The 13,479-nt window shown below is 61.4% G+C and carries 14 protein-coding genes; 11 read left to right on the forward strand and 3 right to left on the reverse strand.

Going from position 1 to position 13,479, the window contains the following annotated elements:
* The first annotated feature begins 136 nt into the window (after positions 1-136).
* On the forward strand, positions 137-370 hold the full coding sequence (locus tag M1D78_RS07860) for a hypothetical protein (RefSeq protein ID WP_437419780.1): 234 nt from the start codon (positions 137-139) through the stop codon (positions 368-370).
* Positions 371-436: 66 nt separating this feature from the next.
* Here M1D78_RS07860 and sulA read toward each other — a convergent pair whose 3' ends face one another.
* Entirely contained in the window at positions 437-910 is a 474-nt protein-coding gene (sulA, locus tag M1D78_RS07865; protein ID WP_437419779.1) for an SOS-induced cell division inhibitor SulA, read from the reverse strand.
* Between the two features lie 10 nt (positions 911-920).
* On the reverse strand, positions 921-1,529 hold the full coding sequence (gene lexA, locus M1D78_RS07870; RefSeq protein ID WP_437419778.1) for a transcriptional repressor LexA: 609 nt from the start codon (positions 1,527-1,529) through the stop codon (positions 921-923).
* Between the two features lie 196 nt (positions 1,530-1,725).
* Between lexA and M1D78_RS07875 the strand changes: the two genes are divergently transcribed.
* The 8 genes from M1D78_RS07875 (at position 1,726) to M1D78_RS07910 (ending at position 8,736) form a co-directional block, all read left to right on the forward strand.
* Entirely contained in the window at positions 1,726-2,433 is a 708-nt protein-coding gene (locus M1D78_RS07875) for a TetR/AcrR family transcriptional regulator (RefSeq protein WP_437419777.1), read from the forward strand.
* Between the two features lie 38 nt (positions 2,434-2,471).
* On the forward strand, positions 2,472-3,011 hold the full coding sequence (locus tag M1D78_RS07880) for a L,D-transpeptidase family protein (protein WP_437419776.1): 540 nt from the start codon (positions 2,472-2,474) through the stop codon (positions 3,009-3,011).
* On the forward strand, positions 3,011-4,009 hold the full coding sequence (gene nagZ / locus M1D78_RS07885) for a beta-N-acetylhexosaminidase (protein ID WP_437419775.1): 999 nt from the start codon (positions 3,011-3,013) through the stop codon (positions 4,007-4,009). The genes M1D78_RS07880 and nagZ overlap by 1 nt, the downstream gene beginning before the upstream one ends.
* Positions 4,010-4,023: 14 nt before the next feature.
* A complete protein-coding gene (locus M1D78_RS07890) occupies positions 4,024-4,761 on the forward strand; it encodes an S-methyl-5'-thioinosine phosphorylase (RefSeq protein ID WP_437419774.1) in 738 nt (245 codons plus the stop codon).
* Positions 4,762-4,931: 170 nt separating this feature from the next.
* Positions 4,932-5,429, forward strand: a complete 498-nt coding sequence (locus M1D78_RS07895; RefSeq protein ID WP_437419773.1) for an LEA/WHy family protein — start codon at positions 4,932-4,934, stop codon at positions 5,427-5,429.
* Positions 5,430-5,437: 8 nt separating this feature from the next.
* Positions 5,438-5,644, forward strand: coding sequence for an SEC-C metal-binding domain-containing protein (locus M1D78_RS07900; protein WP_437419772.1), 207 nt, complete (start codon positions 5,438-5,440; stop codon positions 5,642-5,644).
* Positions 5,645-5,651: 7 nt separating this feature from the next.
* On the forward strand, positions 5,652-6,116 hold the full coding sequence (locus M1D78_RS07905) for a DUF2489 domain-containing protein (RefSeq protein ID WP_437419771.1): 465 nt from the start codon (positions 5,652-5,654) through the stop codon (positions 6,114-6,116).
* Between the two features lie 64 nt (positions 6,117-6,180).
* Positions 6,181-8,736, forward strand: a complete 2,556-nt coding sequence (locus M1D78_RS07910) for a penicillin acylase family protein (protein ID WP_437419770.1) — start codon at positions 6,181-6,183, stop codon at positions 8,734-8,736.
* A gap of 6 nt (positions 8,737-8,742) precedes the next feature.
* Here M1D78_RS07910 and tsaA read toward each other — a convergent pair whose 3' ends face one another.
* Positions 8,743-9,435 carry a tRNA (N6-threonylcarbamoyladenosine(37)-N6)-methyltransferase TrmO gene (tsaA, locus tag M1D78_RS07915; protein ID WP_437419769.1) on the reverse strand — a complete coding sequence of 231 codons (693 nt, stop codon included), beginning with the start codon at positions 9,433-9,435 and terminating at the stop codon, positions 8,743-8,745.
* 361 nt (positions 9,436-9,796) lie between these two features.
* Between tsaA and betT the strand changes: the two genes are divergently transcribed.
* Both betT and betB read left to right on the forward strand, forming a co-directional pair.
* On the forward strand, positions 9,797-11,863 hold the full coding sequence (gene betT / locus M1D78_RS07920) for a choline BCCT transporter BetT (RefSeq protein WP_437419768.1): 2,067 nt from the start codon (positions 9,797-9,799) through the stop codon (positions 11,861-11,863).
* A gap of 97 nt (positions 11,864-11,960) precedes the next feature.
* Positions 11,961-13,433, forward strand: a complete 1,473-nt coding sequence (gene betB / locus M1D78_RS07925) for a betaine-aldehyde dehydrogenase (RefSeq protein ID WP_437419767.1) — start codon at positions 11,961-11,963, stop codon at positions 13,431-13,433.
* Positions 13,434-13,479: the final 46 nt, after the last annotated feature.

The following is a 13,479-nucleotide window of genomic DNA, read 5'->3' on the forward strand; positions in this document are numbered from 1 at the left end:
CGACGGGCCATGCTACTGCGCGGTGAAGGTCCGGTGCATCCGCGATCGAATGCCAGTCCGTGGATCTCGAAGGTGAGGGCTGGCGGTCAAGTCGGTGGCTGCTACAATGCCGGCCTTTCACGAGAGAGCCAGTCCTATGCCAACCTCATTTCTTGAAATCGTCGAGCTCCCCGATGGCAGCATCGTGTTGCGTCGCGCCGATGACGAAGGGGTGCTGGTAACGCTGGATTTCTCCGACGACGCGAAAGCATTCCTGCAAGGGCAGCATGTGGAAATCGCCAAAGCGATGTTCAATGTGGGTGTTCAGATGGCGGGGCGGATGTCGGAAGGGGAAATCGAGCAGGAAGAGGCGCCACGCGTCCTGCATTGAGTGAGAGGGGCGTTGCGCCCTGATTTAACGTCCGGCACTTTCCATGTGCCGTTTCCATGGCCGGGTTCAGGCCATTCGGATGTTCAAGCTTTGAGCGCCGCCCTGTTCGGCCGCGGCGCGTAGCTTGGCCCTGCTGTTACGGTCCAAGCGGTCGAACCAGGTAATCACTGTATGGCTGCAACCGGACATCAGCGCTTTGCAGGCAAGGTCAAGTGCGCCTTGAGTGGCTTTCTCGGGCAAGAGCAAGATGCGGTCTCGGTTGAAGCCGCTTTCCTTCAGCCAACCATGCGAAAGTGAGCCGGGCGGTGCGATCAGCGTTAGCCAACGGGTGTCAGCAGCCTGGCTAAGATCGCGAAGAATAGGTGCAATCAGCAGCCGGCAATGCGCTTCGCTACCGGTCAACATCATTTCGCTGAGACGTTCTTCAGCGGGGGCTGTCACCTGAATCTTGCTGAAGGGGCTTACGGCTTGGGAAAGCATTCCCTCGAACAGGGACAGCTGTGGCGGGTTGCCTGCAACGGGTAGTGGTTGATACTGCATGAACCTCTCCTTAACGGCGAATCACGCCGACACTCAAGCCTTCTATCACCAGTTCCTGCTGCTCAAGGTCGACTTCAATTGGGGCGAACTCGGGATTTTCGGCCAATAGCCAGACCTTGTTGCCCTCTCGCTTGAAGCGTTTGACGGTCACTTCATCATCCAAGCGTGCTACCACGACCTGGCCATTCCGGGCTTCGCGCGTGGTGTGCACTGCAAGCAGGTCACCATCGAATATCCCGATATCCTTCATGCTCGTTCCACGGACGCGCAAAAGGTAATCGGCACGGGGATGGAAAAATGCAGGGTTGATCTGACAAGATTCTTCGATGTTCTGTGCTGCAAGAATGGGGGCGCCGGCCGCCACTCGCCCAATCACTGGTAGCCCGCTGTCCTCTGCGGCAGGTTCGAAGCCTGGCACCCTGATGCCACGAGAGGCGCCAGGGGTCATCTCGATAGCGCCCTTGCGCGCCAATGCCTTAAGGTGCTCCTCGGCGGCATTCGGTGACTTGAACCCTAGCTCCTGCGCAATTTCTGCACGTGTCGGTGGGTAGCCGTTGTCTTCGAGGCAGCGCTTGATGAAGGCGAGGATTTCCGACTGCCGCGGGGTCAGTTTGATCATGGAGGCACTCTGTTCTTATATACAGGTGCTGGGATTATATACAGTGTATTGGTCATGGCAATCGTTGTGTGGTTGAGCCAGGTGCGGGCATGGTGCAAGCTTTCGGCCTCCGAGCCGGGTGTCCAGGGGTTTCAGGTTGACTTGGTAAAGGCCGGAACGTAAGTTTCAAACACTTGTTTGGTGTGCGGGAGCAGGCATGGCGCAGTCGGAAACAGTCGAGCGAATTCTGGACGCAGCGGAACAGCTGTTTGCAGAAAAAGGCTTCGCCGAAACGTCACTTCGCCTGATCACCAGCAAGGCCGGGGTCAACCTCGCTGCGGTCAACTACCACTTCGGCTCGAAGAAGGCGCTGATCCAGGCAGTGTTCTCCCGGTTTCTCGGCCCCTTCTGTGCCAGCCTGGAGCGCGAGCTCGACCGGCGCGAAGCGCAGTCCGATAAGACCGATACGCTCGAAGAATTACTGGAAATCCTGGTAGAGCAGGCGCTCGCGGTAAAGCCACGCAGCGGCGATGACCTGTCGATCTTCATGCGCCTGTTGGGACTGTCGTTCAGCCAAAGCCAAGGTCACCTGCGTCGCTATCTGGAGGATATGTACGGCAAGGTATTCCGCCGTTACATGATGCGTGTGCACGAGACCTCGCCGGCTATCCCGCCTATCGAGCTGTTCTGGCGCGTGCATTTCATGCTTGGGGCCGCTGCGTTCAGCATGTCGGGAATCAAGGCACTCCGTGCGATGGCCGAAAACGACTTCGGCGCAAAGACGTCGACAGAGCAGGTCATGCGTATGATGGTGCCGTTCCTCGCTGCCGGCATGCGTGCCGATTCAGTCGGGCTCGACCCGTCATTGGCGCAGGCTCATCCGATCGCCAGGCGTAATGCGTTGGCATTGCCTGCCAAGGGTTGAGTTCACCGGCCTGGGTCGATCGGATAAGCTACCGGCCTATGTCCGAACTCGATCTTCTCCATATATCTATCGCTGACCAACAGCTGTACGGCTTCGCCCGTAATCAGATGCGGGTTCGCATCCCGGTCTCTACGGCGCTCAACGGCGCTGGCGAGCAAAACGGCTCCGGTTGCACACCTCGTGGGCGTCACCGGGTTCGTGCGCGCATAGGCGACGGTTTGCCAGAAGGTGCCGTGCTTCGGGGCCGTCGCTGGACAGGCGAGATCTGGAGCCAGGCGCTGCATGCTCAATTTCCCGGCCGCGACTGGATTCTGTCCCGTATCCTCTGGCTCAGCGGCTGCGAACCAGGCTTCAACCGCATGGGGCAGGTCGACACGTTCCGTCGCTACATCTATTTGCACGGCACGCCCGATACCGAGCCCATGGGCGTGCCGCTTTCTCATGGCTGCATCCGGCTGCGCAATGCGGATTTGCTCGCTCTCTTTTCTCTCGTGCCGGCCGGTTGCGAAGTGAGGATCGAGGAGGCGGCATGCCCGACGTGGGCAAGCGCAGTGCTGGATGAAGGAACCACATCCTGATGCAAGGTTCGTTGATGCTGGACATCGCCGGCACTTGGTTAACTGCGGAAGACCGTCATCTTCTGCGGCAACCGGAGGTAGGTGGCCTGATTCTCTTCGCTCGCAACATCGAGCACCCAAAGCAGGTGAGCGAGCTCACGCGTGCTATTCGCGCCATTCGTCCTGATCTGCTCCTCGCCGTAGACCAGGAGGGCGGGCGTGTACAGCGCTTGCGCCGGGATTTCGTACGCCTCCCGGCAATGGGGGAGCTGGCCAGTCGCGACGATGCTCCACAGCTGGCCGAAACCTGTGGTTGGGTCATGGCCACGGAGGTGCTGGCCGTCGGGCTGGATTTCAGCTTCGCGCCGGTCCTGGACCTGGATTACCAGCGCAGTGCGGTGATTGGCGCTCGGTCGTTCGGTGGCGACCCCCAGCGCGTCGGCGAACTCGCCGGAGCATTCATCCGTGGCATGCGCCGTGCGGGGATGGCAGCGACCGGCAAGCATTTCCCTGGACATGGCTGGGCTGAGGCCGATTCGCATGTTGCCATTCCGGTTGATGAGCGCCCGTTAGAACTGATTCGCCAGCAGGACATGCTGCCGTTCCGTCAGTTGGGTTTCGAGCTGGATGCTGTCATGCCCGCGCATGTCATCTATCCCGCCGTTGACGACCAGCCGGCCGGCTTCTCCCGCCGCTGGTTGCAAGACATGCTCCGTGGCGAGCTCGGCTTCGGCGGGGTGATCTTCAGTGACGATCTGTCGATGGCCGGCGCGCACGTTGCGGGTGATGCGGCCGGTCGCATCAAGGCCGCATTGCAGGCTGGCTGTGACATGGGCCTCGTCTGTAATGATCGTGCTGCTGCCGAGCTGGCCCTGACCGCGCTGCAGCGGATGGAGGTGCGGGCGCCCGGGACGCTGGCGACCATGCGCCGACGCGTGATCGGCACCCTGGAATACAAGCAAAATCCGCACTGGCGAGCTGCCATCGAACGTCTCAAAGCGGCTGGCCTGATCGCCTGAGGCAAGGAAAACGCATGACTGTCCACGCCATCATCGGCGGTACTGGCCTGACTGAATTAGCTGGCCTGGCCCTGAGCGAAGCACATTTCATCGAGACGCCTTACGGTCCGCCGTCTGCCGATATCCTGCGCGGCGAGTATGCCGGTAACGAGGTGTTGTTTCTTGCACGTCATGGGCACCCGCACCGGCTTCCTCCGCATCAGGTCAACTATCGCGCCAATCTGTGGGCGTTGAAGCAGGCGGGTGCCGAGGCAGTCATCGCGGTCAACGCCGTCGGCGGCATTCACGCTGCGATGGCGGCCGGTCACCTCTGCGTGCCGCGTCAGCTGATCGACTACACGCACGGGCGCGAGCACACCTTCTTCGATGGCGACATCGAGCACGTCACCCATGTCGATTTCAGCTTTCCCTATGATGAGTCGTTGCGCCAGCGATTGATTGCCGCGCTTGCCGCCGAAGGTTATGCGTACAGCAGCCACGGCGTTTATGGCTGTACGCAGGGCCCCCGGCTGGAAACGGCTGCCGAAATCGCGCGGATGGAGCGAGACGGTTGCGACATCGTGGGCATGACCGGGATGCCCGAAGCGGTACTGGCACGTGAACTCGGCCTGCCTTATGCGTGCCTGGCGCTGGTGGTCAATCCTGCGGCGGGCAAGACAGCCGGGATCATCACCATGGCGGAGATCGAGACGGCGCTCAATGAAGGCATTGGCAAGGTCCGTGGCGTGCTCGCGCGTGCCTTGCTTGGCTAGGCCCCGCGGCCGAAGGCGTGAAAGGAGGCAATCCACCCGCGATGATCGCGGCTTCAGGCTCTAGCAGGCGGCGGTAGCAAAGTCGTAGCACAGACGTGCTAAATTCGCCCACCAGTGCATTGCAGGCCGAAGTCCGCTTGCTACACTTGGCCGTCCTTTGGAGTACCGGAATGCTGTACCACGCGCCTATAAAAAGAATATCCAGAGTTGTGGTCCTGCTAGGGTTGCTGTCCGTCAGTGCGGGCTGCTCGACCTGGTTCTCCAGTGACTTTGAGGATCCTGAAGTCCAGCTGACGGATGTCGAGATCATTAAGGCGCGATTGCTCGAACAGCAATTCATGCTGCGCTTTCGTATCGACAATCCCAACGAGCGGAGCCTGCCGGTACGCGGGCTCGTCTATCGCGTCCATCTCAACGAAATCGAACTGGCCAGTGGAGAATCCAGCGCATGGGCGACGGTCCCGGCCCATGGGTTCGAGTATTACGAAGTACCGGTGCATACCAATCTCTGGCGTCACATGAAGTACATCGTCCGGCTGCTGGAAAAACCGGACAGGCCAATCGCCTATCGTCTGGATGGCGAGCTGAAAACCGGTTTGATGCTCGGTCGGGGCGTGCACATCTCAACCAATGGCGAGATAATCCCCGGCAACTTTCTTCCGGAGTAGCGACACTGATGAACCAGCAGCAACCTCATGTGCACGGGCCCGATTGCAACCATGACCATGACCATGACCATGACCATGACCACGCCCACCACGTCCACGGGCCGCATTGCAACCATGGCCATGATCCCGTGCGTAATCCGCTGAAGAGCATCGGCCGCAACGACCCCTGTCCGTGCGGCAGTGAGAAGAAATTCAAGAAGTGCCACGGAGCCTGACGCGCATATGACGTCCTGGGCCATCCTCCTGATCGTCGCCGGGCTGCTTGTCGTTGCAGCGCTGGCAGGTTATGCCCTGTACCTATGGCGCAAGGTTTGGCGACGTGAGCAGCAGTTGGCTGACCTGCAGGCCAGCCAGCACGCTGCGCTGGCGGAGGACCTTCGTATCCTTGCAGGCAGCCTGCTCGACGAGCAGGTTCCGCTCATCGAAGGGGCCATCCGCATCAAGGTGTTACTCGACAACTACGACGCGCAGTTGGGCCAGGACCCGCGATGCGAAGTCTTCCAGCGTCTGTTCGATGCCACAGCGACCGTGCCGACGCACGCCGCCTGGAACGCCCTGGACAAGACCGACCGCCGTCGCCACGAAGCGTCGTTCAGCGCGTTGGAACTGCAGCACAAGGCCGAAGCCCGGCGCTCAGCGCGCTGGCTGCTCGACGAAGCCCTGCCTAAAGGGCGACAGGCTGCCTGATCTGGTGCGCCGCCAACCTCTATTCTCTTGTTTCCCTATCGGGTTTGCGTGCGAGGAGCCTTCGATGTCCCTGCGTCTGCCACATGTTGTGCTTCGCCTTGCCCTGGGGGCTGCGTTGGCGGCCGGGGGGCTCTCAGGGTGCCAGGCCTATCTTGATAGCCGTTACAGTGACAGCCTGCCGCCCGCGCAGGGTGTTCAGGCGATCACTGGCCTCGACAAGAGCGTCAGCATCAGGCGCAACGCGCTTGGTATGCCGCTGATCGAGACGGCGACTTTCCACGATGCACTGTTCGGGCTGGGCTATATCCATGCTACCGATCGCTTGAGTCAGATGGTCAGCCTGCGGCTCATGGCGCAGGGTCGCCTGGCGGAAATGGCAGGCCCTGGCGTGCTCGACGTCGACCGTTTCATGCGGGCAGTGAATCTGCGTCAGAGCGCGTCGGTCCTTTATCGAGACAGCTCGCCGCGTCTCAAGCAGTTCTTCGAAGTCTATGCGCGTGGCGTCAACGCTTACCTGTTCCGTCACCGCGACCGCTTGCCTATGGATCTCGCCGCTGCCGGCTACCAGCCGGAATACTGGAAGCCGGAAGATTCGGTGCTGGTGTTCTGCCTGCTCAACTTCGGACTTTCGATGAACCTGCAGGAGGAAATCGCCTCACTGGTGCTGGCGCAGAAAGTCGGCAGCGACGCGCTTGCGTGGCTGGTGCCGACCTATCCAGACGAAGCCTTGCCGGTCGAGGAGGCGCAGAAGCTCGCGGGGCTGGACCTGAGCGGAACCATCCCGGGGCTCGCTGCCGTGGAAGGGGCGGCCAGGCATGTCGCGGGGGTGAACATGCTCGGCGTGGCGGCCTCGAATAACTGGGCGGTCTCGGGCCGCCTCACCCGCAGTGGCAAGCCATTGCTGGCCAATGACACGCATCTTCCGTTGTCGATGCCTTCGTATTGGAACTACGTGCAGATCAGAGCGCCGAAATTTCAGGCTGCCGGGGTGACCATTGCGGGCGTGCCGGCCTTGGTCGCTGGCTTCAACGGCAAGCTGGCGTGGGGCATGACCATGGTCATGGGCGATACCCAGGATCTGTTCCTCGAGCAGGTGCGGCGTGAAGGCGGCCAATGGCGCTACCTCGCAGACGGCAAGTGGTTGCCGATGCGTGAGCGGCACGAAACCTTCATTGTCAAAGGCCAGCGGCCGATCCGCGAGACGATCTACGAAACCCGTAACGGTCCGTTGCTCAATAGCGTGCTGGGTGAGCGACGGCATCCACTACAGCCGATCCGGATGAACAGCGGTTACGGCATTGCATTCAAGAGCCTCCCGTTCGAGGGGGATCGTTCGTTGGACGCCTTCTTCGATCTCTCCCGAGCGCAGTCGGTCGACCAGGCGTTCGAGGCGACGCGAGAGATTCGCGCGGCCGCGCTGAACATTCTGTTTGCCGATGAGCAGGGTATTGGGTGGCAGGTAACGGGGCGCTTCCCCAACCGTCGCGAAGGGCTCGGTCTGTTGCCGTCGCCGGGTTGGGAAGGCCGCTACGACTGGGATGGTTTCGCCGATCCGATGCTGCATCCCTATGATCAGGACCCCTCGCAAGGGTGGCTGGCTACGGCCAACCACCGCACGGTGCCCAAGGGTTACGGCATGCAGTTGTCCAATTCCTGGTATTACCCGGAGCGTGCCGAGCGCATCGCCGAGCTGCTTTCCACAGGCAAGCAGGACACTCGCAGCACGATCGCGATGCAATACGACCAGACGACGCGCTTCGCGGCCAAGCTGAAGGCGATGTTCGATGCGCCAGGCATGGCCGGACCGTTGACGGCAGCGATCGACGCGCTTGCCGAGCCAGCGCGTAGTGACGCACGCCTGGCGCTGTCCCGGTTAATGCGTTTCGACGGCGTACTGGCGCCTGACTCTGCCGATGCGGCCTTGTATGAGGCATTTCTGAGCGAATCGGCGCGTGCGATTTTTCTCGATGAGTTAGGTCCAGACACGAGCCAGGCATGGCAGGCGCTGGTGGAAATGGCCAACGCGTCCTACTCGGCACAGGCTGACCATCTGCTGGGCCGGGACGACAGCCCATTCTGGAATGACGTCTCCACAGCCGAGCAGGAAGATAAACCCAGGATTCTGGCACGCTCACTGGCTGCCGCGGTCGCTTACATGAGGCAGGCCCAGGGTGCGAACCCCGACGCTTGGCGCTGGGGAGGCCTGCACACCTACCAGTGGCGCACAGAAAGCAGCCGGCTGGCGCCCTATCTGCCGCTGGGCCAACGCAACAGCCTGAAAGCGATTTCTGGCTATCTGGACCGTGGCCCCTACGCGGCGGGTGGGGACTTCAGCACGTTGAACGTGTCGGCCTATCGTTGGGGTGACAGCTTCGATACCTGGCTGATCCCGGCGATGCGCATCGTGGTGGACTTCGGGCGGGACGAACCCATGATTGGGCTAAACAGCTCGGGCCAGTCCGGCAACCCGGCGAGCCCGCACTATGCGGACGGGATCGATGCCTGGCTGAAGGGTCAATACCAGAGCTTTCCATTCAGGGGTGATAACCTGGACAAGGTGTACGGCAACCAACGGCTCTTGCTGACGCCGGCACCGCAACAGGCAGCACCCGCGCGCTGATTGCTGCTAGGCGCGCACCACTTCGATCACTCGGATCGTATGAAGATCCGGATAATGCCAGCGCACATCGACATCCCATAGCCGAGTGCCGTATCGACGGTCTGGCGGTGGCGTCTGGTACGCCGGACGCGGATCCTGACTTAGGCACTGCCTGATCAGCTCAACGAGCGGCTCGCCGAGCCGCTGTTCCTCCTGGCTGGCCTGCGCCAGTGCTTCGTCAGACCAGATGACGTCGATCATCTCCGGTGCGCTGGTCGCAAGGCCGTTGTGCGCCTCGGCAATCGAGTCGGCGTAGGGCACGTACGGCTTGATATCCAGCACAGGTGTGCCGTCGAGCAAGTCGATGCCGGAGAGAAATAGCCGACCGGGTTCGATGCGCTCCAGCCGGACGACCGACTGCCCGATGCCGTTGGGACGATGCGTCGCCCGCGTGGCGAAAACACCGACCATGCGATTGCCACCCAGGCGCGGCGGGCGAACCCGCAGTCGCGGTTGCTGCTCAAGGGTTTCGTGAAAAAGAAAGAGCAGCCAGACGTGGCTGACCCGCTCGAGCCCTTCGACGGCTGTCGGTTGGTCAAACGGGGCAATCAATTCCAGCACGCCTCGCGCGGCTGGCGCCAGGTGGGGTTGGCGCGGGATGGCGAATTTTTCCTTGAAGCAGGAGCGGACGAAGCCAATGGGCGAGACGTAATAAGGCATGTCGGCAAGCAGCGTTGGTAGGGGCGTCTATCTTAGCGAACGCAGCGCGTCACAAGGGCGCGCAATGAAGCGCGTGTCGGCTATAACGCGCCTAAAGCCAGGGTTGGCGTGCAGAGTTGCCGATATTCGTGTAGGATAGCCGCCCTTTTTTAGAACATAGGCTATTTTTGATTTACGGCTGCATGGCTGCACCTGTTTCCGCGCCAAGATCGCGACGATCTTTGGTGGCATTCGGCGTACCGCACCTCGGTATGACTTCTTTTGGCAGCGACCTTCGCTGCCTCCAAGGCAGCGCCCCGGTCTGCCGCTTCCATCGCACCGCGATGTCCCCAAGCCAGAACAAGTTCAGGAGAACGAACTGATGAACGAGGCTGAGCTCTCACCCAATGACAAGGATCCATCCCCTGACCGTATCAACCCGGTCGTCTTCTACAGTTCCGCGATTGCCATCGTTGCCTTTGCGCTGTGGACGATGTTTTCCACCGACGCATCGCTGAACGTGATCAATGCCGTGCTCGGCTGGATCTCCGACACCTTCGGCTGGTTCTACTTTCTCGCCGTTGTGGCCTACCTGACCTTCGTCGTGGTGATTGCGACAAGCCGCTACGGCAAGATTCGGCTCGGGCCCGATCACTCGAAGCCGGAATTCAACGTACTGACCTGGGCGGCCATGCTGTTTTCCGCCGGGATCGGGATCGACTTGCTGTTCTTCTGCATCGCCGAACCCATTACCCAATTTCTCGAGCCGCCGATCGGTGAAGGCGGCACCTACCAGGCGGCGCGCCATGCCATGGAGCTGACATTCCTGCATTGGGGGTTGTCCGGGTGGGGCGTTTATACGTTGGTTGGCATGTCGCTGGCGTACTTCAGCTTTCGCCAGGGGTTGCCGCTGTCGATCCGCTCGTCGCTCTATCCCATTTTCGGCAAGGGCATCTATGGACCGATCGGGCACACGGTGGATACCGCGGCGGTGTTGGGCACCGTGTTCGGCATTGCGACCAGTCTAGGTATCGGCATTATCCAGCTCAATTTCGGCCTCAATTACATTTTTGGAGTGCCGGAAGGGACCTTCACGCAGGCTGTCCTGGTGGTGCTCATCGTCGTGTTCTCGGCGATATCTGCCGCGACCGGTGTCGAGCGAGGCATTCGCCGCTTGTCTGAATTCAACATGCTGCTGGCCGTTCTGCTGTTGCTCTTCGTGCTGTTCGCTGGCGAGACGACCTTCCTGCTCAACGCGCTGGTGATGAACATCGGCGACTACTTCTCGAACTTCATTAGCCTGTCGTTCGATACCTATGCCTATGAGCAACCCACTGACTGGCTAAACGCCTGGACCGTGTTCTTCTGGGCCTGGTGGATCGCGTGGGGGCCTTTCGTTGGCCTGTTCCTGGCACGCATCTCGCGCGGCCGGACGATTCGCGAGTTCGTCGTCGGCACGCTTTTGCTGCCGCTGGCTTTCATGATGGCCTGGATGTCGATCATGGGTAACAGCGCGATCGAGATGGTCATGCAGGGCGCGGTGGAGTTCGGTGCCCAGGCGGTCAGCAACCCGGGATCGTCGATTTACCTGTTCTTGCAAAGCCTGCCCTGGGCCGGACTGACCACGACGGTTGCGACTGTGCTGGCGATTGTCTTCTTCGTCACCTCGGGCGACTCGGGCTCCCTGGTGTTGTCCAACTTCACGTCGATCCTCAAGGATGCCAACAGCGATGCGCCCGTGTGGATGCGCGTGCTCTGGGCCGCGATCATCGGCGTCTTGACGTTGGCCTTGTTGATCGCAGGCGGACTGACCGCGCTCCAGGGCACGGTTGTAATCATGGGCCTGCCATTTTCAATCGTGCTGGTGTTCATGATGGTGGGCTTGTTCAAGGCGCTGCATGTCGAAGGGGTAATGGCGGACAGCTACCAGAAAAGCCTCGCCGGGCATCTGTCCGGTCGCGCGACGCTGGAGCATGCACAGATGAACTGGAGCCAGCGGTTGTCCCGTGCCATGAGTTTTCCGAGCCTGTCGCAGATCCGTCGCTACCTGAAGGAGACCTGCCGGCCCGCAATGGAAGAGATCCAGAAGGCCCTCGGCGAGAAGGGCGTGCCGGTGGAGATCATTGAAGGTGAGGCCGGCAATGAACATCTCATCCTCAACGTGAACCTCGGCACGGAGCTGGATTTCACCTATCAGATCTGGCCGCTGCGCAGCGCCATGCCGTCCTTTGCCGTACGCACCTCCAGCAGCAGCGCGCACTACTACCGGCTCGAGGCGCACCTGCGCCAAGGCAGCCTGGGCTACGACCTCATGGGGTATTCCAAGCGCCAGCTGATCGAGGACATTCTCGACCACTACGAGCATCACATGCAGTTCCTGCACCTGCAGCGCGAGAAAGGGACCTTGGCAGACGGCGCATCCGAGCCCGGCACTACCGGCAGTCATTGACGCGCTCGCGCAGCGGCTTACCCGTCGGTGCGCGGCAACTCCAACCGCGGCGGCGTCCACGAGACGCCGCCAAACGGACATCCGCAAGAGGTACATCATGGCCCGTTACCCACGGCAACAACTGTATATCCACGGCGCCTACGTCGACGCCAGCAGCGGCCGCCATTTCGAAAGCATCAACCCCGCCAATGGCGAAGTGCTCGCCGAGGTGGCGCAGGCGTCGGCCGAAGACCTCGAACGCGCAGTCAGCAGCGCAGAACAGGGGCAGCGGATCTGGGCATCCTTCACCGGCATCGAACGCGCACGAGTGATGCGCAAGGCCGTGGATATTCTGCGTGAACGCAACGACGCGCTGGCACACCTGGAAACACTGGACACCGGCAAGCCGATCAGTGAAACACGCACGGTCGACATCGTCACCGGCGCCGACGTGCTCGAATATTACGCAGGCTTGGCGCCGGCCATCGAAGGCGAGCAGATCCCGTTGCGTGACACCAGCTTCGTCTACACACGCCGCGAGCCGCTTGGGGTGGTTGCCGGCATAGGTGCCTGGAACTACCCGATCCAGATTGCACTGTGGAAGGCCGCGCCGGCACTTGCAGCCGGCAACGCAATGATCTTCAAACCGAGCGAGGTGACGTCGCTCAGCGCGCTCAAGCTCGCCGAAATATTTACCGAGGCGGGCCTGCCCGCTGGCGTATTCAACGTGCTGACCGGCACGGGAACCGAAATCGGCGCATGGCTGACCGAACATCCACGCATCGCCAAGGTGTCCTTTACCGGAGGCGTGGCGACCGGCAAAAAGGTCATGTCGACTGCCGCGGCGTCCTCGCTCAAGGACGTGACCATGGAGCTGGGCGGCAAGTCGCCGCTGATCGTGTGCGAAGACGCGGACCTCGATCGGGCCGCGGACATCGCCGTGATGGCCAACTTCTTCAGCTCGGGTCAGGTGTGCACCAACGGCACGCGTGTGTTCGTACCGCGGCACATGGCGGCGGAATTCGAAACCAGGCTGCTTGAGCGGATCGGGCGTATTCGTATGGGCGACCCGTTGGACGAACAGACGAACTTCGGGCCAATGGTCAGCTTCGCCCATATGCAGAACGTGCTCGGCTACATCGAAAAGGGCAAGGCGCAAGGCGCGCGGTTGCTGTGTGGTGGCGGTCGAGCGACGCAAGGCGATCTCGCTCGGGGGGCTTACGTCGAGCCGACCCTCTTTGCCGACTGCACGGACGAGATGACCATCGTCCGCGAGGAAATTTTCGGGCCGGTGCTCAGCCTGCTTACCTACGACGATGAAGAGGATGTGATTCGGCGCGCCAACGACAGCGATTACGGCCTCGCGGCCGGTCTGGTCACCCGCGATCTGGCGCGCGCGCACCGGCTCATTCACCGGTTGGAAGCGGGTATCTGCTGGATCAACACTTGGGGCGAGTCGGCCGCGCAGATGCCGGTGGGTGGTTACAAGCAATCCGGCATCGGTCGTGAGAACGGCATCTCGTCGCTTGCGCACTACACCCGGTTGAAGTCCGTACAGGTGGAGCTGGGCGAGTTCGCCTCGGTGTTCTGACGGGCAGGCCGCGCCGGTGCACGAGTCGCGCGCGGCAACAGGAGGA

It is taken from the genome of Pseudomonas sp. SA195 (assembly GCF_054131565.1).

Coding starts and splice junctions, on each gene's coding strand:
- M1D78_RS07860 (WP_437419780.1), top strand. CDS start 137: ATGCCAACCTCATTTCTTGAAATCGTCGAGCTCCCCGATGGCAGCATC.
- sulA (WP_437419779.1), bottom strand. CDS start 910: ATGCAGTATCAACCACTACCCGTTGCAGGCAACCCGCCACAGCTGTCC.
- lexA (WP_437419778.1), bottom strand. CDS start 1,529: ATGATCAAACTGACCCCGCGGCAGTCGGAAATCCTCGCCTTCATCAAG.
- M1D78_RS07875 (WP_437419777.1), top strand. CDS start 1,726: ATGGCGCAGTCGGAAACAGTCGAGCGAATTCTGGACGCAGCGGAACAG.
- M1D78_RS07880 (WP_437419776.1), top strand. CDS start 2,472: ATGTCCGAACTCGATCTTCTCCATATATCTATCGCTGACCAACAGCTG.
- nagZ (WP_437419775.1), top strand. CDS start 3,011: ATGCAAGGTTCGTTGATGCTGGACATCGCCGGCACTTGGTTAACTGCG.
- M1D78_RS07890 (WP_437419774.1), top strand. CDS start 4,024: ATGACTGTCCACGCCATCATCGGCGGTACTGGCCTGACTGAATTAGCT.
- M1D78_RS07895 (WP_437419773.1), top strand. CDS start 4,932: ATGCTGTACCACGCGCCTATAAAAAGAATATCCAGAGTTGTGGTCCTG.
- M1D78_RS07900 (WP_437419772.1), top strand. CDS start 5,438: ATGAACCAGCAGCAACCTCATGTGCACGGGCCCGATTGCAACCATGAC.
- M1D78_RS07905 (WP_437419771.1), top strand. CDS start 5,652: ATGACGTCCTGGGCCATCCTCCTGATCGTCGCCGGGCTGCTTGTCGTT.
- M1D78_RS07910 (WP_437419770.1), top strand. CDS start 6,181: ATGTCCCTGCGTCTGCCACATGTTGTGCTTCGCCTTGCCCTGGGGGCT.
- tsaA (WP_437419769.1), bottom strand. CDS start 9,435: ATGCCTTATTACGTCTCGCCCATTGGCTTCGTCCGCTCCTGCTTCAAG.
- betT (WP_437419768.1), top strand. CDS start 9,797: ATGAACGAGGCTGAGCTCTCACCCAATGACAAGGATCCATCCCCTGAC.
- betB (WP_437419767.1), top strand. CDS start 11,961: ATGGCCCGTTACCCACGGCAACAACTGTATATCCACGGCGCCTACGTC.